Raw genomic sequence first — 21,377 nt, 5'->3', positions numbered from 1 at the left:
GCCGCGGCCTAGCTTTATTGGACGCAAGTCCAAAATTGAACTCCAGTTCAAGGAGGCGGCGGTGCGTCTGGTCACCTATGAATCCGCGGGCGCGGTCCGGCTCGGGGTACTGCACGGCGACGCTGTGGTGGATCCGGCGCGGGTCTTGCGAGCGTCGAGAGCAGGGGAAACCGAAGTCCCGACGGAGATGGTCGCCTTCTTCGAAGGCGGGGCCGAGGCGCGGGCTAGGGCGGAGCAGGCGCTTCAGCTGGCGGACGCCGCGGCCGAAAAGGGCGACGTCCTGGTCGACGAAGGCCGTCCGGCAGTGCTTCCGCAAGCAGACGTTCGCCTGCTCGCGCCGGTGCCGAGGCCGCGCCGGATTCGCGACTATCTGACCTACACCCAGCACGCCAAGGGCTCTGGACTCGCCGTTCCGCCCGCCTTCGCTGCGATGCCGATCTGCTACCAGTGCAACGTCGAAACAGTGATCGGGCCGGACGAACCGTTGCTGTGGCCGTCCTACACCGCGCAGCTCGACTTCGAGCTTGAACTGGGCTTCTTCACGTCCGGCGGCGGAAAGAACCTCACGCCAGCCGAAGCGGCCGGACGCATCGCCGCCGTCACGATCTTCAACGACGTCAGTGCCCGCGACATCCAGATGTTCGAGATGAGCATGACCATCGGTCCGTCCAAAGGGAAACACTTCTGCACCGCGATGGGTCCGTGTGTGCTGACCATGGACGAGGTCGACGAATGGGCGGTGCAGATGACGGCCACGGTGAACGGTGAAGTCTGGGCGTCAGGGTCTACAAAGGACCGACAGTTCTCGTTCGCGGAGGTGCTCGCGTGGGCATCGCTAGACGAAGACGTTTATCCAGGCGAGTTCTTCGGACTCGGCACCGTCGGCGGCGGGTGCGGGCTGGAGCTGGACCGTTGGATCCAGCCGGGCGACGTGGTGGAACTCGCCGCGGCCGGCGTCGGGGTGCTGCGAAACCCGGTGGGGCAACGGCAGACCGCGCCGGACGGTGCGGGGCTGGCTTCGTATCAAGGCGCACCTGAAGTGCACGTCCACTAGGAGGCAGGCAATGCGCAAAGACATTCCCTACACCAAAGGACATCACCGGCTCACCGAACACTGCTCGGCCTGGCTGGTCCCGGACGGCACCTGGGGCTGGAGCAACGCCGGGCTGATCGCCGGGAAAGAAGAATCTCTCCTCGTCGACACGCTCTTCGACGTGCCGATGACCCGGGAAATGCTCGACGGGCTTCAAGACACCACAGTAGACAGTCCAATCAAGACAGTCGTGAACACGCACGCGAACGGAGACCACTGGTTCGGCAACGAGCTGGTCGCCGACGCGTCCATCATCGCGTCCGAAGCCACCGCGGAAGAGATGCGCACCAACGGCCCCGACCTCATGCGTGGCCTGGTGAATCAGGAGGGCCCGCTGGGTCGCTTCGCCCAGCACATCCTCCATCCGTTCGACTTCGACTCCATCACCGCGACCCCGGCGACCCGGACGTTCGCCGGGCAGTTGAAGCTCGACATCGGCGGCGTCACCGTGGAAATCCGCTGTCTTGGACCGGCGCACACCGAGGGCGACAGCGTCGTGCTGGTCCCCGACGAGGGTGTGCTGTACGCGGGTGACCTGTTGTTCATCGGCGGCACCCCGATCACCTGGGCGGGACCGGTGACGAACTGGATCGCCGCCTGCGACGCGATGCTCGCGATGGACGCCGAGTTCGTCGTCCCCGGCCACGGCCCGGTCACCGACGCCGACGGCATCCGTTCGGTCCGCGACTACCTGGAGTGGGTGCGAGCCGAGGCCGCCGACCGTCACCGCCGGGGGATGACGGCGGAGGAGGCGATGCGGGACATCTCGCTCGGCCGGTTCGCCGACCTCGACGAACACGGCCGCCTCGCGCAGAACGTGCTCGCGGTGTACTACGAACTCGACCCGGAGATGGAGCGCGTGGACACCCGCGAGGTGTTCCGCCGCATCGCGGAACTGGAAGGGTTCGCGTGAGCCGCTAGCCCGCCACGGTCAGGATCCCGAGCGCCAGCAGCACGAGCACTTTCACGGTTTCCGTGGCGATGTAAACGAAATGCGCCCGGGAGCGCGGCAGCTCCACGCCTTCCGGAGCGGCGAGGACGCGGTCCGTCCGCCGGTTCAACGCCGGACGGACCGCCCCCAGCTGCCCGATCAGCACCACGACCGCCACCGCCGCCAGCACCGTCACCGCGGTGCCCGGCTGCCCCACCGCGACCGTGACTACGATCCCCGCCGCGAGCAGCATCTCGGCGATGTTCAAGGCCCGGAACACGATCCGGCCGATGCCGAGGCCGATCGGGATGGTGACCCCTGGTGCGCGAAACTTCAGCGGGGCTTCCAGGAACGAGATGGCGAGCACCATCCCGAACCAGACGAACGTGAAGGCGCCAATCAGAGCAATCGCGTGCACAGCGCGGAAAACCTCGATTCCGGTGTTCGATCCGCCGCTGCCAGGCTACTCCCGCCGCCAGGCCACCGGCAGCCGCACCGGACCGTAGATCGACGCGTCGTGCGGCAGGTCCACCTCGGCGAACGGCACCGCGAGCCGCAGGTCCGGGAACCGCGCGAACAGCCGGAACAACGCGATCCGCATCTCCACCCGCGCCAGCTGCTGCCCGAGGCATTGGTGCACGCCGTGCCCGAAGCCGAGCTGCCCGGCCGCCTTGCGCGTGACGTCGAGGCGGTCCGGGTCCGGGAACTTCTCCGGATCCCGGTTGGCGACCGGAAGCGACATGACGACCGGATCGCCCGCCTTGATCCGCACGCCGCCGAGTTCGACGTCCTCGAGCGCGGTGCGGATCGGGCCGATGTGGATCACGCTGAGGTAGCGCATCAGTTCCTCGACCGTGCCCGCGGTGAGCTCCGGGTCGGCCTTGAACTTCGCCAGCTGCTCCGGGTTTTCGAGCAGTGCCAGCGTGCCGAGCGCGATCATGTTGCGGGTCGTCTCGAATCCGGCGACCAGCAGCATCATGCCGATGTTGGCGAGTTCCTCGTCGGTCAGCTCGTCGCCGCGGACGAGATCGGACAGCAGGTCGTCGCCCGGATTCGCCCGTTTCTCCTTGATCTGCCCGGCGATGAACGCGACGACGCCCTGTGTCGCGTCGATCCGCTCGGCGACGGGGATGTCCTTGGAGAACATGGTCCTGGCGTAGCCGTCGAACTCGGCGCGGCGTTCGTAGGGCGCGCCGAGCAGTTCGCAGATCACCAGCGACGGCACCGGCCGCGCAAACGCTTCCACCAGGTCGACCGCGCCGTCCGCGGCGGCCATCGCGTCGAGGTGGGCGTCGACGATCTCGGCGACGCGGTCCTCCAGCGTGCGCATCCGGTGCACGGTGAACGCCCCGGTCAGCAGCTTGCGGTAGCGGTGGTGGTCCGGGTCGTCCATCCCGGTGAACACCCCCGGGTCGGCCGGCTTCGGCGGCGGCAGCGGACCGAAGTCGAGCGGAACCTTCGCGAGTTCGGCGCGCGCGGACATCCGCTTGTCCGCGAGGACTGCCCGCACCTCCTGGTATCCCGTGACGAGCCAGCCCTGGGAGCCGTCGGGATACGTCATCGGCTCGACCGGAGCCTGCGTGCGCTGGGCCGGCACCGGATCGAACGGACACGCGCCCCTTTCGAGCGGGAGTCCTGCCTGACGGGTCATCGTCGCTCCTTCCCCTCTGAATAGTTCAGAAGGTACACAGCTTTCACAAAGTTGTGAAGTGAATGTCGGAGCTGAACGCCGGGCGGGCGGAGAATCACCGGCCCGGCCTAGTGCTAGCGCTGCTAGACAACCGAGCGACAGCAGTGCTAGCGTCGAACCAGTAGCTAGCGATGCTAGATTCAGTCGACAGCAAGGGAAGTTCCGAAATGGCCCAGTTGCAGAGCCTCGACCCGCACACGCCGATGTTCGCTCAGTTCAAGGAGAAAACCGGGCAGATCGTCCTCGCCAACACCTTCGTCGTCCCGAAGGAGCGGACCGACGCGTTCCTGGCTCTCTTCCGGAAGCAGGCCGAGTTTATGAAGGCTCAGCCTGGATTCGTCTCACTGCGCATGCACCAGGGAACGGCGGGCAGCCAGCTGCTGCTGAACGTCGCGGTCTGGGAGTCGACCGAGGCGCTCGCCGCGGCTTTGAGCAATCCGGAGTTCCAGCGCGTGGCGGCGGAGTTCCCCGACGACGTCGTGTCCTACCCGCACATCTTCGAGGAGATCGCGGCCTAGTCCGCTTCCGCCGCGTCGAGCGCCGGAACGAGTGGTTCCAGCGTTCGCCGCAACAGATCCGGCAGTGAACCGGACACCACAACCAGTCCGTTGCCCGCCGGTTGCGTCCACTGCTCCAGTGCGACCCGGACCGCCGCGGCGATCGACGCGGCCAGCACGCGCGCGGTTTGCGGATTGCCGACCCGGGCCGCGATCACCTCCTGCAGCGGGGCCGCGAGGGCGGCCGGAGCGTCGAGAAAAGCCGTGCGCAGCCCGGGATTCGTGGTGATCAGCAGGAGGGCGTCGCGGCTCTGTTCGCCGGGATCGGTGTACTGCTCCGCGATCGCGTCGAGGATCGCCTCGGCCAGCCGGGTATCCGGCGAGCGCTCGGCGACAGCGGCGGCGATCCGGTTCTCGCGGTCCGCGGTGACCGCCGCGACGATCGCTTCCTCGCGGCTGGAGAAGTAGTTGTTGTAAGTCCGCGGGGACACTCCGGCCGCTTCGGCGATGTCGTCGACGCGCACGTTCGCCGGCCCGTGCTCGATCGCCAGCCGCAGGGCCGCTTCACGCAAGGCGACGCGAGTGGCCTGCTTCTTCCGTTCGCGCAATCCGGTCACCCGGCCAGTCTCGCAGGGTTCCTGCGCCTACGCAAACTTGCGTGTACGCAAGTTTCGTGCGTAAGGTGGGCGGCGTCCCCGAGCGAGAGGAAACCGCCATGCGCGGCAAGGGAATGACGTACGACACCGGATTCGTCCGCAATGGACGGTCGTCGCGGGAGAGCTTCGAACCGGAGGTGGTGAAGCGCGAACTGGCGATCATCCGCGACGACCTGCACTGCACCGCGGTGCACGTCGTGGGCGGCGATCCGGATCGGCTGGAGCAGGCCTCGCGGTGGGCGGCCGAACTGGGGCTGGAGGTCTGGTTCTCGCCGTATCCGCTGGAGCAGACCCACGACGAGATCCTCGCCCTCTTCGCCGACTGCGCCACCCGTGCGGAACGGCTGCGCGCCACCGGGGCGAACGTCGTGTTCGTGACCGGCGTCGAGTTGAGCGTGATGAACGAAGGCTTCCTGCCCGGCGAGGACACCGCCGAACGAGTCAGCCTGCTGCTCGCCGAACCCGAGGGCCGCGCCGAGCGACTGGCCGAGGTGGGCAAGCGGCTCGACCCGTTCCTCGACACCGCGGTGAAGATCGTGCGCGAACGGTTCCACGGCCCGGTCACCTACGCGTGCATCCAGTTCGAGCAGGTGGACTGGAGCCGGTTCGACTTCGTCACGGTGGAGCTCATCCGCTCCGCCGAGGTCGCCGACCTCTTCCAAGCCGGCGTGCGAACCCTGGTGGCGCAAGGGAAACCGGTCGCGATCACCGGCTTCGGCACGGCGACCTGGCGCGGGTCCGGCGACGTCGCGCCGCGGAGCATGGAGATCGTCGAGTACGACAAGGAAACCGGCGATCCGCTCCGCATCGACGGCGAGTACGAGCGGGACGAGGCCGGACAGGCCGCGTATCTGCGCGAGCTGCTGGAAATCTTCGACGCGGAGGGCGTGGACAGCGCGTTCGTGTTCCTTTTCGCGCTCTACAACTACCCGGACGATCTTGACCTGGCCAGCTTCGGCCTGGTGAAAGTCCTGGAAGGACGGTCGGGCACGGCGTACCCGGGGCTGAACTGGGAACCGAAGGAGGCGTTCGCCGCGGTCGCCGAGCATTACGCGAAACCTTGACTCAGCGGGGTCCGGGCGGGTGAGATCCGGACATGCCGACGAAGACGAGCGCGCTGGGCAACCGGGTCATGGCCAAGGCGGCGGTGCGGATCATGCCGCTGCTGATGCTGCTGTACTTCGTCAATTACCTGGACCGGGTCAACATCGGGTTCGCCGGTCCGAACGGGATGAACAAAGAACTCGGCCTCACCGCGACCGCGTTCGGGCTCGCGTCCGGGATCTTCTTCATCGGCTACCTGATCCTCGAGGTGCCGAGCAATCTCGCGCTGCACCGGTTCGGCGCGCGCCGCTGGATCGCGCGGATCATGATCACCTGGGGCGCGGTGGCCGTCGCGATGGCGTTCGTGCCGAACACGACGACGCTGGTGGTGCTGCGGTTCGTGCTCGGCGTCGCCGAGGCGGGGTTCTTCCCCGGCATCATTTTGTATCTGACGTACTGGTTCCCGGCGGCGCAGCGGGCGAAGGCGGTCGCGCTGTTCATGTGCGCGGTGCCGGTGTCGAGCGCGATCGGCTCGACCGTTTCGAGTCTGCTGATCAGCGGCGGGCACGGCGTGTTCGGCCTGTCCGGCTGGCGGTTCATGTTCCTCGTGGAAGGCGTTCCGGCGATCCTGCTGGCGGTCGTCACATGGTTCTGCCTGAGCGACCGGCCGGAATCCGCGAAGTGGCTGACCGCCGAGGAACGCGACTGGCTCACCAGCGAACTCGACGCCGAACGCCGCGCCACCGAAGCCGAACACCACTGGCCGCTGCGGAAAGCGCTCACGCACCCGCGGATCCTCGGGCTGGCGTTCGTGTACTTCGCGGTGGTCTACGGCCTGTACGCGCTGGGCTTCTTCCTGCCGACGATCATCGCCGGGTTCGGCGAGGAGTTCGGCACCAAACTCACCGTGCTGCAAGCGGGTCTGGTGAACGCGATCCCGTACGTCGCGGGTGCGCTGGTGATGGTCCCGTGGGCGCGCCACGGCGACCGGACCGGGGAACGGACGTGGCACGTCGCGCTGCCGATGCTCGTCGGCGGCGCGGCGATCCCGGTCGCGCTGTACCTCGGAAACCCTTACGCCACCATGACCGCGGTGACCATCTGCGCGATGGGCGTGTGTGCGGCGCTGCCGACGTTCTGGGCGCTGCCCTCGAACTTCCTGTCCGGCGCGGCGGCCGCCGGCGGGATCGCGTTGATCAACGCGCTGGGCAACCTGAGCGGGTTCGTCGCGCCGTACCTGACGGGCTGGCTGCGCGACCTGACCGGTACGCAGCGGACCGGATTGTGGGTGGTCGGCGCGTGCATGGTCGCCGGAGCGGTGCTGGCAGTGGCGTTGGGGGCGAAGCCGCGCGCGTCTCGCCGGTGATTAGCCGGCGCGGCGCACCCGGTCCGTCAGCACCTGTACTTCGGTCTCGAACAACGCGTCGGCGTCGAGGCCCATCGCGGTGAAACCGCCGCCGATTTCGAGGCTGACAAAGCCATGCAGCCGCGACCACAACGCGACCGCCAGCTGGTGGTTCTCGGTGTTCGCGCGCCGGGCGTCGAGGACTTCCTCGTTGTCGTACGGCTTTCCCGCGGTTTCGGGGTCGTGCAACACCCCCAGCACCACGCCCATCAGCGCGCGGGCCGCGTCGGCGAGCGGTTTGGCGTGCGCGTCGTAGCCGGGAAACGGCGCCTTGAACAGCAATTCGTACCGGTGCGGCTCTTCCCGCGCCCAGCCCCGGTAGGCGGCGGCCAGCAGCCGGATGCGCGCTTCCGCGTCGGGTGCGTCGGCGTCGAGCGCTCGCGCCATGGCGTCGCGGAGGTCGTGGTACGCGTCGATGACCAGGACGTTCAGCAGTTCGTCGCGGCTGGAGAAGTAGCGGTACAACGCCGGTCCGCTGACCCCGAGCTGCTTGGCGATGGCGTTGATGGAGATCGCCTGCGCGCCCCCGGCCGCGAGCTGGTCGAGCGCGGCGGATTTGACCTCCTCGCGCACCTGCTCGCGGAACCGTTCGCGCATCGGTTTGCGGGTGCCTGCTGCGGGCATCCCCACCTCCTTGACGACGCCCGACGGTAACACGGCCGATCGTTCGGAAGACCTTCTAACTGTTCGTCCGGTCTTCGAAGGCTCGCTCGACGTCGTCGCGCTCGACAGCGGGACCAGGCACTTCGATCGGGCCCCCGGCCGCGAGGCCGTTGAGGAAATGCGCGATCTGCCGCCTCGCCAGGTGGGTCCAGTCCAGGACGGACGCCTTCGGCTGCGTGAGCAGGGTGCTGAACGCGAGCAGATCGGTGGCGTTGACCGGGCCGCGGATGCTGCCGTCCTCGCGGCCGGTCGCGAGGAAGAACTCGAGCCGCCCGTAGATCGACTTCCGGGCCGCGACCGCTTCCGGGGTGACGAGCGGGGGCGCGCCGTGCAGCGGAAGGACGAGCTGGTCGGCGATGTCGACGGTGCCTTCGAGATAGCGGCGGACCTGGTCGAGACCGGTGCTGTTGTCGTCGATCTGGTCGAGCAGGCTGTTGAGCAGGCCGTACGCACGGTGCTCCAGGGCTTGGAGCAACGCGTCGCGGTCGGCGTAGCTGCGATAGAGCGTGCCGATCCCGAGACCGGCCTCGGCGGCGATGGCGGCCAGCGGCACATGCCGTCCTTCGCGAAGCATCGCCGAGGCAGCCGCGGAGAGCAGCCGTTCACGGTTGGCCGCCGCGTCCTTGCGGACCTTGCGCGGGCGGGACATCGGTTCTCCTTACCCCGATCTCGGGCGACTGGCGCGAGCCCGTACGTTCGCGAGCAATTCCGCTACTGTGTCCACCCGGCCAGCGTATACGCGCGGACCTCGAGGCGAGCTTGTCAACCGTGGCCCGGAAAGCCGGTTGACCACGCTGGCAAAGTGGAGTCACGTGAGTGATGACGCGACCCACCTTCTCCGTGCTGCCAGCCTGGCGACCCCCATGGCATTGCGCGTCGCGGTGACGCTCGGCTTGCCCGACCGGCTGCGCGACCCTGGCACGGTCGACGACGTCGCCGCAGAACTGGATCTCTCGCCGATCGCGCTCGACGTCCTGCTCGGCCACCTGGTCACGCTCGGCGTGGTCGAACGCACCGACGAGGGTTACCTGACCACTGCGTACGGCGCGAATCTCTGCCAGGACAAGGAAAACGGCATAGCCAATCTGCTGCACCTGGACCGCGCCGCCGGCCGCGCCGAACTCGCGTTCGTCGAACTGGCACACAGCATCCGGACCGGCGAGGCAGCTTACTCCCGGCGTTACGGCAAGGATTTCTGGGCTGATCTCGCGAAACAGCCGCACCTGCGGAAGTCTTTCGACCAGCAGATGATCAACCGGTTCCGCGCGGAGATCCCGCAAGTGGTCGCCGGAATCGACTGGGCTTCTTTCACTACGGTAGTCGACGTCGGCGGCGGCCGAGGAGATTTGCTCGCCGCGATTCTCGAAGCCAATCCAAAATTGCGCGCCCACCTGGTCGACCTCGAACCGACCGCGAGCGAGGCCCGCGCCGCCTTCGCCGCACGCAGCCTCGCCGACCGGGTCGAGGTGCGCGGCGGGAGCTTCTTCGATCCGCTCCCGGCCGGCGCGGATGCCTATGTCCTGGTGGACATCCTGCACAACTGGGACGACGAAAACGCCCGCCGCATCCTGGAGCGGAGCGCCGAAGCGGCGGGCCGGTCCGGTCGGATTCTCGCCATCGAAGCGGTCAGCGGAATTCACGCGCGCACCGAAATGGACTTGGTCATGCTGGTCCATTTCGGCGGCCGTGAACGACGGGTGGAAGAATTCCGCGCACTCGCCGATTCCGCGGGTTTGGTCTTGGAATCGGCGGCCCCGTTGACCGACCAGCGAGGCCTCCTGGAATTCCGTGTCGCTTAACTCGGTGACCGTCCGAGCAACGCGACCAGCCGATCCAGCGGTGGCGCGTCCTCGGCAACCGGCACCGGTGGCGCGAAGGGGCTCCGTTCCGGCGGCAGGTCGGCGAGTTTCGCCGCGCTGAACGCGATTTCTCGCTCCACCAAGGCGTCCTCGAACTTCGCCTCCTGCCCGGTGGCGCGGGCGAGGTCCCAGCCGTGGACGAGTTCCTCGACGATCCGCAGATGCACTGCGACGATCCCCGGAACCGTCCCGGCCGGGACCTCGACAAACTGCTCCAGCGCCCCCGGCTGCCGGAACGCCGCGAGCAGACCGGCAACCGCGTCCCGGTAGGCCGCTACCGGGTCGTCGCCGAGCGCGTCGGCGGCATGAGGGTCCAACGACGCGCCCTTCGCACCGCTCAGGGCGGCGGTGAACAGCCGGTGCCCGAGGACCAGATGGTTCACCAGTTCGCGGACCGTCCACTCCGGGCACGGCGTCGGCGCGTCCCAGCGAGACACGCCGGCGACCAGCGCGCCGGTGGAATCGAGGACCGCGGACAGATCGTCGACAGGGTTCATCGTTTCGCCTTTCTCAGGGGTCACCAGTACAGACACCGCCCGCCCCGGAAACGGAACGATGGCAGGATGCGAAAGGTGGGCCAGGACATCCTCGATCGCGCACGCGCCGGAGACGCGCGCGCCTTCCGCGAGCTGGTCGAGCCCTACCGGCACGAGCTGCAAGTGCACTGTTACCGCATCCTCGGCTCCCTCACGGACGCCGAAGACCTCCTGCAAGAGACCCTCCTCGCTGCCTGGCGCGGGCTCGACGGCTACGCCGGTCGCGCCTCGGTGCGCTCCTGGCTGTACCGGATCGCCACCAACCGCTGCCTCAACGCCCTGCGCGACGCCGGCCGTCGCGTCCCGGCCGAGCCTTCGCCGCCGTTCACCCCGACCGAGCCCACGCGCCGCACCGAGGTGACCTGGCTGCAGCCCGCGCCCGACGACCCCGCCGCGCAGTACAGCGCCAAGGAAACGTTCGAGCTGGCGTTCGTCGCGGCCCTGCAGAAACTCCCGCCGCGCCAGGCCGCCGTCCTCCTGCTCCGCGATGTGCTCGACTATTCGACCGCCGAGGTCGCGGACATGCTGGAGACCAGCTCCACCGCGGTCAAAGGCGCTCTGCAACGCGCGCGAGCCCAGCTGCGGCAGACCGTCGAACCCGCCCCGCCAGCACCGCGGGAACGGGAGATCGCGCAACGGTTCGCGGACGCGTTCAGCGAGGGAGACGTCGACGGCGTGGTCGCCCTCCTGACCGACGACGGCTGGCTCGCCATGCCGCCCGCGCCGCACGAATACGTCGGCCGCGAAGCTGTCACGGCGTTCCTCGCGATGTTCGGGCAGTGGCGTGGCACCCGACGGTTCCGTCTTCTTCCAACGCGCGCCAACACCCACCCCGCCTTCGCCTGCTACCTCACGGAACCCGACGGAACAGTCGGGCATCCCGCCGGAATCCTCGTCCTCGCGCTGTGGGGCGACCGAATCCGCACCGTCACCTGGTTCCTCGAACCCGAGTTGTTCCCGCGCTTCGGCCTGCCCGCGGAGGTGAAGGTGTGCTGACCACCCTGGCGATCCAGAACTACCGCTCGCTGCGAGACCTGGTGCTGCCGTTGTCACAGCTGACCGTGATCGTCGGCGCGAACGGCACCGGCAAGTCCAGCCTGTACCGCGCGCTGCGGCTGCTGGCCGACGCGGGACGCAACGGCGCGGTCGCCGCTCTCGCCGGAGAAGGCGGTCTGCCGTCGACGCTGTGGGCAGGTCCGGAGAAGATCGGCCGGGCTGTCCGCGAGGGCCGGTCGCCGGTGCAGCCCTTGCAGCGCACCACCGCGGTCGGTTTGCGGCTCGGCTTCTCCGGCGACGAATTCGGCTACGCATTGGACTTCGGCCTGCCCGTGCCCAGTCGCGAACGCCATCCGACGGCCTTCAACCTGGACCCGGAATACAAACGCGAATGCGTCTGGCACGGCCCGATACTGCGCCCGTCCGCGCTGCTGGCCGACCGCTCCGGCACCCGGGTCCGCATCCGCGACGAGTCCGGCTCCTGGGCTGAAGGCGGCCACTCGATCGCCCTCACCGACAGCATGTTGAGCGAATTCGCCGACCCGCGCCGGTGCCCGGAACTCCTGATCGTCCGCGACCGAGTCCGCGCGTGGCGGTTCTACGACCACTTCCGCACCGACGCCGACGCCCCGGGTAGGCAAAGCCGCATTGGCACCCGCACCTGGGCGTTGGACCACGACGGCGGCGACCTGGCCGCGGCCCTGCGCACCATCCAGGAATCCACCGACGCCGACGCCCTGACCACCGCGATCGACGACGCCTTCCCCGGCTCGTCCGTCGAAGTAGCCACCGCCGACGGCCGCTTCGACCTCCGCTTCCACCAGCACGGCCTGCTGCGCCCGCTCAGCGCCGCCGAACTCTCCGACGGCACCCTGCGCTACCTGCTGTGGGCCGCGGCGCTGCTCAGCCCGCGCCCGCCGGAGCTGCTCGTCCTGAACGAACCGGAAACCAGCCTGCACCCGGACCTGCTGCCGGCGTTGGCCGCGTTGATCACCGCGGCGGCGAAGAAGACGCAGCTGCTGGTGGTTTCGCACTCCCAGCTGCTGGTCCGGTTTCTCGAGGACGCCTCGGTACTGGAACTGGAGAAGGACTTCGGCGCGACGGTGGTCGCCGGGCAGGGACGGCTGGACCAACCGGCTTGGCATTGGCCGAAACGGTAAAGCCTGGCAGGATTGCCGGTATGCCGATCAGAAAGGGCCATGCCGCGTAGGCGCCCGTCGCAGCTCCGGGGCCGCGAGTCGCCCTACCCTCAGCCTGGCCCGCGGTTTGTCCATCCCTCGTACCGGCAGCTGGACCGGCACCCGCCGGAAGACCACGTTCCGTACTACGCCGAGTACGGTCCGGCGACTGATCCAGTGTCCGCGCGGGCCCGGTTAGGCCAGGCGTTGCATCGGTTGCCGCGCAACGCTTCCCGCGAGCTGCGTGCGCGGGTCCGGCCGTTGGACGAGAGATACCTGTCCCGCTCGATCCCCGCACCGGAGGTCCAGCACCTCCGGGCGCTGCCCTAACGTTTCGCCCGCTGCCCGTCTGCCAACTCCGGCGGCCTCCGCCGTTTGGGCGCCGCGGCCGGCCGCCGTGCGCGAGTCGATTTCCCCGGCGTCCGGACCGGCCGGTACGGCTCCGGAACCGGCAGCCGCAGGATCCGCCCGATCTTGCCCGGCCCGAGATGGTTCAAGTCCGCCACCGCCGCGGGTTCGTGCCGGGCGCAACTGGCGAGCACGCCGAACAGGAACATAGTCACGATCAGCGACGTCCCGCCGTACGACACCAGCGGCAGCGTCACCCCGGTGACCGGCAGCGCGTTCACCACGTACCCGATGTTGACCGCCGCCTGCGCCACCAGCAGCACGGTGATCGTCGCGGCCACGATGCGGATCCACGGGTCGAGGTTGCGCGTCGCGATCCGCAGGCCGACCAGCGCGAGCCCACCGAACAGCAGCAGCACCACCGCGCAGCCGAGGAAACCGAGTTCCTCGCCGATCAGCGCGAAAATAAAGTCGTTCTGCACGTTCGGCAGGTACTTCCACTTCGACGCGCCCTGTCCGAGCCCGACGCCGAACAACCCGCCCTCGGCGAGGGCGTACTGCGCCTGCACCGCTTGGTATCCGGCACCGGAGGTGTCCGCGTCGGGGGAGAGGAACGACAGCACGCGCGCGAGCCGGTAGTCCGCGACCAGCGCGAGCACCACGAACCCGCCGACGCCGCCGGCCAGGAGCGCGGCGAAGAGCCGTCCTGGCGCGCCGGAGAACCACAGCAGCGCAAGCAGCACGATGCCGAGCGAGATCGTCCCGCTGAGGTTCGGCTGCGCCATCACCAGCGCGAACATCAGCAGCGCGACCGGCACCAGCGGCACCAGGAGGTGCCGCCAGTGGTGCAGCAGCCGGGCTTTGACGACGAGAATGTGCGCGCCCCACAGGGTCAGCGCGACCTTCGCGACCTCGACCGGTTGCAGTGTCAGCGGTCCCAGCGCGAACCACCGCTGCGCACCGTTCACCTTCGCGCCGAGCGGGGTGAGCACGAGCGTGAGCATCGCCAGCGTCACGAGCATCAGCATCGGCGAGAGGGATCTGATCCGCCGCAACGGAATCCGCAACCCGGCCCACAGCGCGACCAGGCCGATGAGGACGAAGATGACGTGCTTCTGGAACGTGCTGTACACGCCGCCCGGCTGCGCGGAGGACGCCGACAGCACCATGATGACGCCGAGCAGCGTGAGCAGGCCGCACAGCGCGAGCACGAGGTGGAACGACGCCAGCGGCCGGGAGAGCCAGCCGACGATCGCGACCGGAACCCGGGTTCGTCTGTTCCGTGTCGTAGCCACTCGCGCACCGCCGTCCGCCGATTTTCCGGCGCGCGGAAGGAACGCGCCGGGCCGATTATGCCCTAACCGTCCTCATCGGATAGTGCGGCGCGCGGGCATTCGCCGCTGAAGCTATTTCACACAAGGGATTCCGCCCCCGCTCAACGCCGGCGGGGGAGCGGGAACGCCGCTGCTGTGCGTCATCGGGCGCACATACGCAGCCGGTGTCGGCACCGGAGCGCCGCTGAGCAGTTGCGCGACCAGTGACTGGATTTGCCCGGTATTCACGAAGTTGACGTCTTCGCCGGACGGGCTCTTGCCGAAATGGTCGACCGGAAGGGTAACGAAACTGACATTCCCGCCGGTCAGGCTGGACGCTTGCTTCGCGAGCGCGAGCAGGTCCAGCCCGCTGTCGACCGCGGTGTTCTGCTTCGCGACATCCAGGATCCCTTGGAGTTTCGCCGGGTTCGTGAAGGTACCGCCCTGTTTGAGCTGATAGGCCAGCGAAGAGATGAAAGCCTGTTGTCTGCGTTCGCGGTCGAGATCGGTGAAATTGAGCGCTGGATGCACGTTGTCGCGGCGCTGCCGGACGAATTCGACGGCCTGTTCGGCGCTGATCTCCTGCTGGCCGGCGTGGAAATTCGCACCCGAATAGCTGTCCTGGGTGTCCTCGTTGAGGCACACCGTGATCGGCTGGACTACCTGGGCGATCTCGAAGAACGCCACGAGGGTGACCTCGACGAAATGGTCGATCGGGACGCCGCCGAGGAATTTCCGCACGGTGTCGATTTCCGCCCGGCGGCCCGCGTCCCGGGCTCGCTGCTCGCGCTGGGATTTGTCGGTGACATTCTGCGAGACGAGCTGTTTGGCCTTTTCGTCGAACGCCAGCCCGTAGGCCTGTTTGATCTTGCCCTGGCACACGTTGTCCGGACAGCCCGCCAGCGGAACGTAATCGTCGCGCGGGATCGAGATCGACGTCGCCCTGCCGCCGTCGCCGGGAACGTGCAGCAACATCAGCACATTCGCGTTGTAGCCGCCGTCCTGCTGATCCCCGGCGTGCAGCGAGTTGTAGATGTCCTTCGGCAGCGGGTTGCCGTTCTCGTCGAGCCGCGAATCGAGGCCCATGACGAGGATGTTGGTGTCGCCGCCGCTGGAGGTCGACTGCCCGTCGAGCACGTCGGAAACCTGCAGCCCGGACACGACACCGTGGTAGGCAGCCCAGCCGTAGCCGGTCAGCGAGAGCGTCAACGCGGCCGCGAGGGCCAGCGCGACCCGGCCGGTGACCCGCCGCCGCCGGGCCGCGGCACGGGCGGCGACACCACGCGCCGCCGCACTTCGGGACACGGCGGCACGTCTGTCGTGAGGGTCGGTCATCAGGCCTTCCGGTGCCGGGGCGTCATGGTTGACCACTGTTCTGCACACACGCTGTGTACACGCTGAGAACGAAGCTCACGCAGAGTTAACCCAGGGGTGGCGGTGGTCATGGCAAGCACTCCCTCCAGCCCCGCTTCCCGGGCCGATCGCGTTTCCAGGCTCGCGGAGTACTCAACGTCCTCCGCCGGATAACTGTCAAGCAGTTGTACAAGTGTTGTAGTTATCAAAGTGACTCAGGTCACAGTCGAGGTAATGTCGAGAACGCCGTCCGGGCTCCGTCCCCGCAGCACCTGACCGAAGCCGAGAAGGAGACCACGATGGAACCGCAGGAAGTCGCCGAAGTCCTGAACCGCCCGCTCAGCCGTGAACTGCTCGCCCGCGACATCACCCGGCTCGCCTACGTGGCGAAGGACGGCACTCCGCGCAGCGTCCCGATCTCGTTTACCTGGAACGGCACCGAGGTCGTCCTGTGCACCACCAAGAACGCGCCGAAACTGCCTGCGCTGCGGGCGAACCCGATGGTCGCGCTGACCATCGACACCGAGTCGCACCCGCCGAAGATCCTGCTCGTCCGCGGCCGCGCCGAACTCGACTACGTCGACCACATCCCCGACGAGTTCCTCCAGATCAACGGCACCTACGAGATGACGGCGGAACAGCGCGTCGAATGGGAAGCCGAAGTCCGCTCCCTGTACGCGGACGGCATGGTCCGCATCGTCGTCACGCCGACTTGGGCGAAGCTCATCGACTTCGACACCACGCTGCCGTCCGCGGTCGAGGAACTGGTGCAGCGGCGAGCGGAAGCGAACGCCGGATAGCCGTCCGCTGATCCACTACACTGAATCGCCTACACGCCCCCGACGCGCGAAGGCGGAGCGCATGATCCTGGTGACGGGTGCGAGCGGCAACGTGGGATCGGCGCTGGTCAAGCAGTTGCGCGCGGCCGAGGTGCCGTTCCGGGCCGCTTACCATTCCGCGGAGAAAGCACAGAAAGCCACCGCGGACGGAATCGACGCGGTCACCGTCGAAATGTCCGATCCGGCTAGCGTGCAACCGGCGCTGGCCGGAGTGTCGAAGGTTTTCTTGCTGGGTGCGATGAGCCCCGGACAGACCGGCAACGAGTCCAATGTGGTCGAAGCCGCCGTGTCCGCCGGGGTCTCGCACGTGGTGAAACAGTCGCTGTGGCGGGCGGACGAGGAACTCACCCCGATCGCCCGGCTGCACCGTCCCGTCGAGCGGATGCTGGAAACCTCGCCGCTGTCCTGGACCTTTCTCCGGGCGAACTTCTATCTTCAAGCGTTCTCGGGAAACTGGGCCGGAACCATCCGGTCCGGGAATTTCTTCGCCAGCCCGCTGATCCGCGGTCCGATCGCCTTTGTAGACGCCGAAGACATTGCCCGCGTAGCGTTTCGGGCACTGACCGAGGACGGTCACGCAGGCAAAGCGTACACGCTCAGCGGTCCCGAAGCGCTGACGTATGACGAGGCCGCGGCAGTGCTGTCCGAAGTGCTCGGCCGTCCGATCACGTACCGCGGAATGTCGAACGAGCAAGCACTTTCCGCGCTGGCCGAAGCCGGCATGTCCTCGTTCCACGCCAAGGCGCTGGTCGAGGTGTGCAATACGTACCTGGACGGCGGCGCGGAAACCGTGACGTCCACAGTCGAGGACATCACCGGCCAGCGGCCACGGAACTTCCGCGAGTTCGCGACGGCGCACCGGCATTGTTTCGAGGCAGCACAAGGCAGCTGAGCACGGCGGCGACGAGACTGAGCCCGGCGGTGACCAGGAAGACGTCGCCGAGGTCGGCGGCGTAAACCAGCCCGAGCACGGCGACGCCGAGCGTCTGGCCGAGCTGCCGGAACGTAGCCATGGCACCGGACGCCATCCCCGCGCGGTCCCCAGGAACCGCGCTGAGAATCGCGGTGCTGCCCGCAGGTCCGGCGATCCCCATCCCAGCGCCGGTCACGATCAGCCCGGGCAGCAGGCTGAGCCACGTCGAATCGCGGTCGAGCAGCATCCACTCCAGGCCGCAGCCCGCAGCCGCCAGCAGGGCCCCGAGCCCGAGCACGATGCCCGGCGAAACCGCGTGCAGCCGCTTGCCGATCAGGATCGAGGCGAGAAAAGACGTTGCCGCCAACGGAATCAGCGCAAGCCCAGCCTCGGTCGGGCTGAGGTGTACCGCGGTTTGCAGCCAGATCGACACGTAAACCAGGCAGGCGAATACGAAAGAACTCGCGACAACCACGACCAGCACTGTCACGAATGATGCCCGGCGGAACAGTGCGAGATCGAGCATCGGGTGCTTCACTCGTCGCTCGACCACAACGAAACCTGTCAACGCCACGGCCGCGAGAGCGAACACCGGCCACGCATGCTGGATCAACGCGTAGATCACCGCACCCGAACCGACTCCGAAAGCCAGCATGCCACCGAAGTCGATCCGGGTGCCAGCCGGTCGTTTCGGTGCCTCGGCCAGATACTTCCGGGTCAGCAGCAGAGTCAGCACGCTCAACGGCAAATTGAGAAAGAATATCGCCTGCCACCCCGCCCACTGCGTCAAAACGCCACCGAGAAACGGGCCCGCCGCACCAGCGCCACCGAGCACCGCCGTCCACGTCCCGAACGCGGCACCTCGCTCCTTGCCCGCGTAATTGGCTCCCAGCAACGACATCGCAGCCACCATCATCGCCGCGCCGCCGATCCCTTGCACCGCCCGCGCGCCAATCAGCACGCCGACATTCGGCGAGAGCGCACATCCCAGCGACGCCACCGCGAACAACGCAACCGAACCGACGAACACCCGGCGCTGCCCTACGATGTCGCCGATCGCGCCCGCGCTCAACGCGAGAATGGCGAGTACCAAGGTGTAGCTGTTGACCACCCATTGCAGGCTGGCCAGCGATGCTCCCAGCCCGCGTGCCATCTCCGGCAACGCAACCGTCACCACGGTGGTGTCGAGGATCAACATGAACGACCCGAGGCAGATCGCCGCCAACGGCCCCCATTTGCGCATCACAGATCCCTTTCTCTTTCCCCGAAGAGTGATCTCGCTGTCGGCGCGCCTCAAGCAAACTGGCCTTTGGTGGCGGATCCCGTCATCAACTACCGTGAAGTGATGAAACCCGTCACGCTGGACTCCGTGGACCGCCAGCTGATCCACGCGCTGGATCTCGACGGCCGCGCCGCTTTCGCGCGGATCGCCGACGTGCTCGGCGTTTCGGAGAACACCATCGGCAGGCGCTACCGGCGGTTGCGACAGGCCGGGGTGCTCCGGGTAGTCGGCGCGGTCGCGAGCGCGAGACTCGGGTACGCACTGTGGACGGTCCGATTCGCCTGCGCGCCCGCGTCCGGCCTCCCGATCGCGACGGCGCTCGCCAAGCGCCCGGATACGTTTTGGGTCCATTTGCTGTCCGGCGGCACGGAAATCGCGTGCACGACGCAGTCGTCCATTGTGGATGAACCCGACGTGCTGCTGCTCGACAAACTCCCGCGGAGCAGCCGGATCACGTCCGTGTCCGCGCATCAGATGCTGCACGGGTTCACGCGCCTAGGCCGGTGGTCGGCCTTGTCCGACCAACAGATCGCCGCGCTGCAAGTCCCAGTCGACCCCACCGAAGAGATCACCTTCGACGACGCCGACCTGCAGTTAGTGCAAGTCTTGGCCGACGACGGCCGCGCCAGCTACGGCGAACTGGCCGCCGCGTCCGGCCTGTCCGAGTCGACCGTGAAGCGCCGGATCGAAACCCTCCGCCGAGCCGGGGTGCTGTCGTATCAGCTGGATATTTCCCTGCGCGCCTTGGGTTTTCAGGCAGAAGCGCGACTGTGGATGATCGTCCGCCCCTCAGTCGTCACCTCGGTGGCAAGTGCCTTGGCGGAACACGAAGAGGTGCAATTCGCCGCAGTCACCACCGGCCCGGCGAACCTGGTCGCCGCGATCGCCTGCCGAAACGCGACGCACCTGTACGAATACCTCACCGAACGCGTCGGAGCACTCGACGGGATCCAGCAAATGGAAACCGCCCCCGTAGTCCGCACGGTGAAGCGCACTGGATCGCTGCTGCCGCTCTAAACCGCGGCCTTCCCGCTGTAAGCGTTCAGCACCTCGGGCAACGAACCGTGCTGCCTCACGTGCCCCTCGTCCATCCACAACGCGGTATCGCAAAACTCCGCGAGTAACTCGTCGGAATGATTCGCGAACACCAGGATCCCGGACCGCCGCACGAGGTCCTTGAGTCGATCGCGCGCCTTGGCGAGGAACGCCGCGTCGACCGCTCCGAGCCCTTCGTCGAGCAGCAGGATCTCCGGATCGATCGTGGTCACCACCCCGAGCGCGAGCCGCACCCGCATCCCGGCCGAGTAGGTGCGCAACGGCAGCTCGAGATAGTCGCCGAGCTCAGTGAACTCCGCGATGTCCTCGACCCGCTTCGCCATCTGCCGCCGGCTCATCCCCAGAAAGAGCCCCTGTATCAGGATGTTCTCGCGCCCGGACACCTCCGGATCCAGCCCAACCCCCAGATCGAACACCGGCGCGACCCGCCCCACGACCTTCAGTGCGCCGCGCGTCGGCTCGTAAATCCCGGACAGCAACCGCAGCAACGTGGACTTGCCGGCCCCGTTGTGCCCCACCAGCCCGACCCGATCGCCCTCGCCAAGCCGGAACGACACGTCCCGCAACGCCTCGATCACCGGCACCTTGGCCCCGTCGGCGATGGTCCCGCCGACCTTCCCGAGCACCCGCTTCTTCAACGACCGGGTCTTGGCGTCGAAGATCGGAAAGTCGACGTAGGCGTTGCGCACCTCGATGCTGACCATGGCTCCCCCTCCTAGATGCGAACAGGAATTATCATTCGCATATCCGCGACGCTACCAGTAACGTGCCGCGAGTGAGCGAGACCAGCGAGGGCTTCCGCCCGCCGCAACAAGCCCGCAGCCGCGCCGCGCTGCAGAAACTCCTGACCGCAGCCGAACAAGTCCTGGCCGAGCAGGGCCTGGAGTCGTTTACTGTCGCCGCGGTGGCCTCACAGGCAGGCATGTCGGTCGGCACGATCTACCGCCGCTTCGACGGCAAGGAACAGCTGCTGCACGCCGTGAAGGACCGCTTGTTGACCCAGCTGGAAACCAGCGTCCGAGACGCCCTCCGCTCAGCGCCCCCGGACCTGCGCTCGATCTTCACCGCCTTCGTGGCAGCCCTGGCGCAGACCTTCGAAGAACACGACGGGATCTTCCCGGAACTGCTGGACGCCCAACGCTCCGACGGCCGAGACCGCGGCCTGGCCGCCCTGTCCGCGATCCAAGACGCTCTGCTGGAAGCCCTGCCGCTGTCCTCGGCCGAGGTCGAGAACCTGAAAATGGCCGCCAGAACGATCATCGGCGCATGCGTCCACCGCGCCGCGACCAGCAGATTCTGGCCAGACGACCGCCCGTGGGAGACATGGGCGGAGGAAGCGGCGGAGATGGCACTGGCGTACCTGACTTCACCGCCCACGGGCCCCGCTAGGATGTAGCCAGCAGCACGCGACGGCCCTCGTAGCTCAGGGGATAGAGCACGGCTCTCCTAAAGCCGGTGTCGCAGGTTCGAATCCTGCCGGGGGCACACATCCGCAGGTCAGATCCTATTTCGATCAAGAAGGTTCGAACCGGGAAGCCTCAAGAGTCAGAAAACTGTCTGAATTCAGCGCGTGACGGTTCGGCCCCCGACCGTACCTCTCCGCACACGGTCCGCACCTCCCGCGGCTTCCCGCGTAACAGGTCCGCTTCGCTCTGCGATCCCCTTTGCCGGACCATGACGAGGGGGACACCGTGGGGGACGACTCCGACAGACCGAGATGCTTCA

The 21,377-nt window shown here is 67.6% G+C and carries 22 protein-coding genes and 1 tRNA gene; 13 read left to right on the top strand and 10 right to left on the bottom strand.

Features of this window, described 5'->3' with window-relative positions:
- The first annotated feature begins 61 nt into the window (after positions 1-61).
- The gene (locus EIZ44_RS15730) at positions 62-1,054 is read left to right on the top strand and encodes a fumarylacetoacetate hydrolase family protein (protein WP_134729322.1); all 993 of its coding nucleotides are present in this window, start codon (positions 62-64) and stop codon (positions 1,052-1,054) included.
- Positions 1,055-1,064: 10 nt separating this feature from the next.
- A complete protein-coding gene (locus tag EIZ44_RS15725) occupies positions 1,065-2,006 on the top strand; it encodes an MBL fold metallo-hydrolase (RefSeq protein WP_134729320.1) in 942 nt (313 codons plus the stop codon).
- Between the two features lie 4 nt (positions 2,007-2,010).
- On the opposite strand, the gene EIZ44_RS15720 is transcribed toward EIZ44_RS15725, so the two are convergent.
- A complete protein-coding gene (locus tag EIZ44_RS15720) occupies positions 2,011-2,394 on the bottom strand; it encodes a hypothetical protein (RefSeq protein WP_205670062.1) in 384 nt (127 codons plus the stop codon).
- A gap of 93 nt (positions 2,395-2,487) precedes the next feature.
- Complete coding sequence (locus tag EIZ44_RS15715) at positions 2,488-3,675, bottom strand: cytochrome P450 (protein WP_134729318.1); 1,188 nt, start codon at positions 3,673-3,675, stop codon at positions 2,488-2,490.
- A gap of 206 nt (positions 3,676-3,881) precedes the next feature.
- Here EIZ44_RS15715 and EIZ44_RS15710 point away from each other — a divergent pair, with 206 nt between their 5' ends.
- Positions 3,882-4,232, top strand: coding sequence for an antibiotic biosynthesis monooxygenase family protein (locus tag EIZ44_RS15710; RefSeq protein ID WP_134665233.1), 351 nt, complete (start codon positions 3,882-3,884; stop codon positions 4,230-4,232).
- Here the strand turns inward: EIZ44_RS15710 and EIZ44_RS15705 are convergent.
- Positions 4,229-4,828, bottom strand: a complete 600-nt coding sequence (locus EIZ44_RS15705; protein ID WP_134729316.1) for a TetR/AcrR family transcriptional regulator — start codon at positions 4,826-4,828, stop codon at positions 4,229-4,231. The two genes, EIZ44_RS15710 and EIZ44_RS15705, sit on opposite strands and share 4 nt — an antisense overlap.
- Before the next feature lie 98 nt (positions 4,829-4,926).
- Between EIZ44_RS15705 and EIZ44_RS15700 the strand changes: the two genes are divergently transcribed.
- Together EIZ44_RS15700 and EIZ44_RS15695 are read left to right on the top strand one after the other, a co-directional pair.
- A complete protein-coding gene (locus tag EIZ44_RS15700) occupies positions 4,927-5,931 on the top strand; it encodes a glycoside hydrolase family 113 protein (protein ID WP_134665229.1) in 1,005 nt (334 codons plus the stop codon).
- 32 nt (positions 5,932-5,963) lie between these two features.
- The gene (locus EIZ44_RS15695; protein ID WP_037811062.1) at positions 5,964-7,277 is read left to right on the top strand and encodes an MFS transporter; all 1,314 of its coding nucleotides are present in this window, start codon (positions 5,964-5,966) and stop codon (positions 7,275-7,277) included.
- Here EIZ44_RS15695 and EIZ44_RS44705 read toward each other — a convergent pair whose 3' ends face one another.
- Both EIZ44_RS44705 and EIZ44_RS44700 read right to left on the bottom strand, forming a co-directional pair.
- A complete protein-coding gene (locus EIZ44_RS44705) occupies positions 7,278-7,940 on the bottom strand; it encodes a TetR/AcrR family transcriptional regulator (RefSeq protein WP_167754143.1) in 663 nt (220 codons plus the stop codon).
- Positions 7,941-7,995: 55 nt separating this feature from the next.
- Positions 7,996-8,628, bottom strand: a complete 633-nt coding sequence (locus EIZ44_RS44700) for a TetR/AcrR family transcriptional regulator (RefSeq protein WP_167754142.1) — start codon at positions 8,626-8,628, stop codon at positions 7,996-7,998.
- A 163-nt stretch (positions 8,629-8,791) separates the two neighbouring features.
- Here EIZ44_RS44700 and EIZ44_RS15685 point away from each other — a divergent pair, with 163 nt between their 5' ends.
- Complete coding sequence (locus EIZ44_RS15685) at positions 8,792-9,778, top strand: methyltransferase (RefSeq protein ID WP_439098599.1); 987 nt, start codon at positions 8,792-8,794, stop codon at positions 9,776-9,778.
- Here the strand turns inward: EIZ44_RS15685 and EIZ44_RS15680 are convergent.
- Positions 9,775-10,335: a TIGR03086 family metal-binding protein gene (locus EIZ44_RS15680; protein WP_205673161.1), complete on the bottom strand. Its 561-nt coding sequence runs from the start codon at positions 10,333-10,335 to the stop codon at positions 9,775-9,777. The genes EIZ44_RS15685 and EIZ44_RS15680 overlap by 4 nt on opposite strands.
- Positions 10,336-10,401: 66 nt before the next feature.
- Between EIZ44_RS15680 and EIZ44_RS15675 the strand changes: the two genes are divergently transcribed.
- On the top strand, positions 10,402-11,370 hold the full coding sequence (locus EIZ44_RS15675; RefSeq protein ID WP_240691315.1) for an RNA polymerase subunit sigma-70: 969 nt from the start codon (positions 10,402-10,404) through the stop codon (positions 11,368-11,370).
- Positions 11,364-12,530 carry an AAA family ATPase gene (locus EIZ44_RS15670; RefSeq protein ID WP_134729310.1) on the top strand — a complete coding sequence of 389 codons (1,167 nt, stop codon included), beginning with the start codon at positions 11,364-11,366 and terminating at the stop codon, positions 12,528-12,530. The genes EIZ44_RS15675 and EIZ44_RS15670 overlap by 7 nt, the downstream gene beginning before the upstream one ends.
- 344 nt (positions 12,531-12,874) lie before the next feature.
- Here the strand turns inward: EIZ44_RS15670 and ftsW are convergent, their stop codons facing one another.
- Positions 12,875-14,191 carry a putative lipid II flippase FtsW gene (gene ftsW / locus EIZ44_RS15665; RefSeq protein ID WP_134729308.1) on the bottom strand — a complete coding sequence of 439 codons (1,317 nt, stop codon included), beginning with the start codon at positions 14,189-14,191 and terminating at the stop codon, positions 12,875-12,877.
- A 111-nt stretch (positions 14,192-14,302) separates the two neighbouring features.
- Entirely contained in the window at positions 14,303-15,514 is a 1,212-nt protein-coding gene (locus EIZ44_RS15660) for an LCP family protein (RefSeq protein ID WP_240691314.1), read from the bottom strand.
- A 347-nt stretch (positions 15,515-15,861) separates the two neighbouring features.
- Between EIZ44_RS15660 and EIZ44_RS15655 the strand changes: the two genes are divergently transcribed.
- On the top strand, positions 15,862-16,362 hold the full coding sequence (locus EIZ44_RS15655; protein WP_043830726.1) for a pyridoxamine 5'-phosphate oxidase family protein: 501 nt from the start codon (positions 15,862-15,864) through the stop codon (positions 16,360-16,362).
- Between the two features lie 61 nt (positions 16,363-16,423).
- A complete protein-coding gene (locus EIZ44_RS15650; protein WP_134729304.1) occupies positions 16,424-17,293 on the top strand; it encodes an SDR family oxidoreductase in 870 nt (289 codons plus the stop codon).
- Here EIZ44_RS15650 and EIZ44_RS15645 read toward each other — a convergent pair.
- A complete protein-coding gene (locus EIZ44_RS15645) occupies positions 17,214-18,704 on the bottom strand; it encodes an MFS transporter (protein WP_134729302.1) in 1,491 nt (496 codons plus the stop codon). The two genes, EIZ44_RS15650 and EIZ44_RS15645, sit on opposite strands and share 80 nt — an antisense overlap.
- Here EIZ44_RS15645 and EIZ44_RS15640 point away from each other — a divergent pair.
- The gene (locus EIZ44_RS15640; RefSeq protein WP_167754141.1) at positions 18,660-19,613 is read left to right on the top strand and encodes an Lrp/AsnC family transcriptional regulator; all 954 of its coding nucleotides are present in this window, start codon (positions 18,660-18,662) and stop codon (positions 19,611-19,613) included. The genes EIZ44_RS15645 and EIZ44_RS15640 overlap by 45 nt on opposite strands.
- Here EIZ44_RS15640 and wzt read toward each other — a convergent pair.
- Positions 19,610-20,356 (bottom strand): galactan export ABC transporter ATP-binding subunit Wzt/RfbE, encoded by a 747-nt coding sequence (gene wzt / locus EIZ44_RS15635; protein ID WP_134729298.1) that lies wholly within the window; start codon positions 20,354-20,356, stop codon positions 19,610-19,612. The genes EIZ44_RS15640 and wzt overlap by 4 nt on opposite strands.
- Positions 20,357-20,427: 71 nt before the next feature.
- Between wzt and EIZ44_RS15630 the strand changes: the two genes are divergently transcribed.
- Together EIZ44_RS15630 and EIZ44_RS15625 are read left to right on the top strand one after the other, a co-directional pair.
- On the top strand, positions 20,428-21,048 hold the full coding sequence (locus EIZ44_RS15630; protein ID WP_043830740.1) for a TetR/AcrR family transcriptional regulator: 621 nt from the start codon (positions 20,428-20,430) through the stop codon (positions 21,046-21,048).
- 16 nt (positions 21,049-21,064) lie between these two features.
- Positions 21,065-21,137, top strand: a tRNA-Arg gene (locus EIZ44_RS15625).
- The last annotated feature ends 240 nt before the right edge of the window (positions 21,138-21,377 follow it).

It is taken from the genome of Amycolatopsis nivea (assembly GCF_004522235.1).
Lineage (GTDB): Bacteria > Actinomycetota > Actinomycetes > Mycobacteriales > Pseudonocardiaceae > Amycolatopsis > Amycolatopsis nivea.
Note: the sequence above shows the minus strand (reverse complement) of the source record. Positions and strands in the feature narration are given on the sequence as shown.

What these genes read in the sequence shown, in the direction of transcription:
- EIZ44_RS15725 (WP_134729320.1), top strand. Translation starts at nt 1,065, where the DNA reads ATGCGCAAAGACATTCCCTACACCAAAGGACATCACCGGCTCACCGAA.
- EIZ44_RS15720 (WP_205670062.1), bottom strand. Translation starts at nt 2,394, where the DNA reads ATGGTGCTCGCCATCTCGTTCCTGGAAGCCCCGCTGAAGTTTCGCGCA.
- EIZ44_RS15715 (WP_134729318.1), bottom strand. Translation starts at nt 3,675, where the DNA reads ATGACCCGTCAGGCAGGACTCCCGCTCGAAAGGGGCGCGTGTCCGTTC.
- EIZ44_RS15710 (WP_134665233.1), top strand. Translation starts at nt 3,882, where the DNA reads ATGGCCCAGTTGCAGAGCCTCGACCCGCACACGCCGATGTTCGCTCAG.
- EIZ44_RS15700 (WP_134665229.1), top strand. Translation starts at nt 4,927, where the DNA reads ATGCGCGGCAAGGGAATGACGTACGACACCGGATTCGTCCGCAATGGA.
- EIZ44_RS15695 (WP_037811062.1), top strand. Translation starts at nt 5,964, where the DNA reads ATGCCGACGAAGACGAGCGCGCTGGGCAACCGGGTCATGGCCAAGGCG.
- EIZ44_RS44705 (WP_167754143.1), bottom strand. Translation starts at nt 7,940, where the DNA reads ATGCCCGCAGCAGGCACCCGCAAACCGATGCGCGAACGGTTCCGCGAG.
- EIZ44_RS44700 (WP_167754142.1), bottom strand. Translation starts at nt 8,628, where the DNA reads ATGTCCCGCCCGCGCAAGGTCCGCAAGGACGCGGCGGCCAACCGTGAA.
- EIZ44_RS15680 (WP_205673161.1), bottom strand. Translation starts at nt 10,335, where the DNA reads ATGAACCCTGTCGACGATCTGTCCGCGGTCCTCGATTCCACCGGCGCG.
- EIZ44_RS15675 (WP_240691315.1), top strand. Translation starts at nt 10,402, where the DNA reads ATGCGAAAGGTGGGCCAGGACATCCTCGATCGCGCACGCGCCGGAGAC.
- EIZ44_RS15655 (WP_043830726.1), top strand. Translation starts at nt 15,862, where the DNA reads ATGGAACCGCAGGAAGTCGCCGAAGTCCTGAACCGCCCGCTCAGCCGT.
- EIZ44_RS15650 (WP_134729304.1), top strand. Translation starts at nt 16,424, where the DNA reads ATGATCCTGGTGACGGGTGCGAGCGGCAACGTGGGATCGGCGCTGGTC.
- EIZ44_RS15640 (WP_167754141.1), top strand. Translation starts at nt 18,660, where the DNA reads ATGAAACCCGTCACGCTGGACTCCGTGGACCGCCAGCTGATCCACGCG.
- wzt (WP_134729298.1), bottom strand. Translation starts at nt 20,356, where the DNA reads ATGGTCAGCATCGAGGTGCGCAACGCCTACGTCGACTTTCCGATCTTC.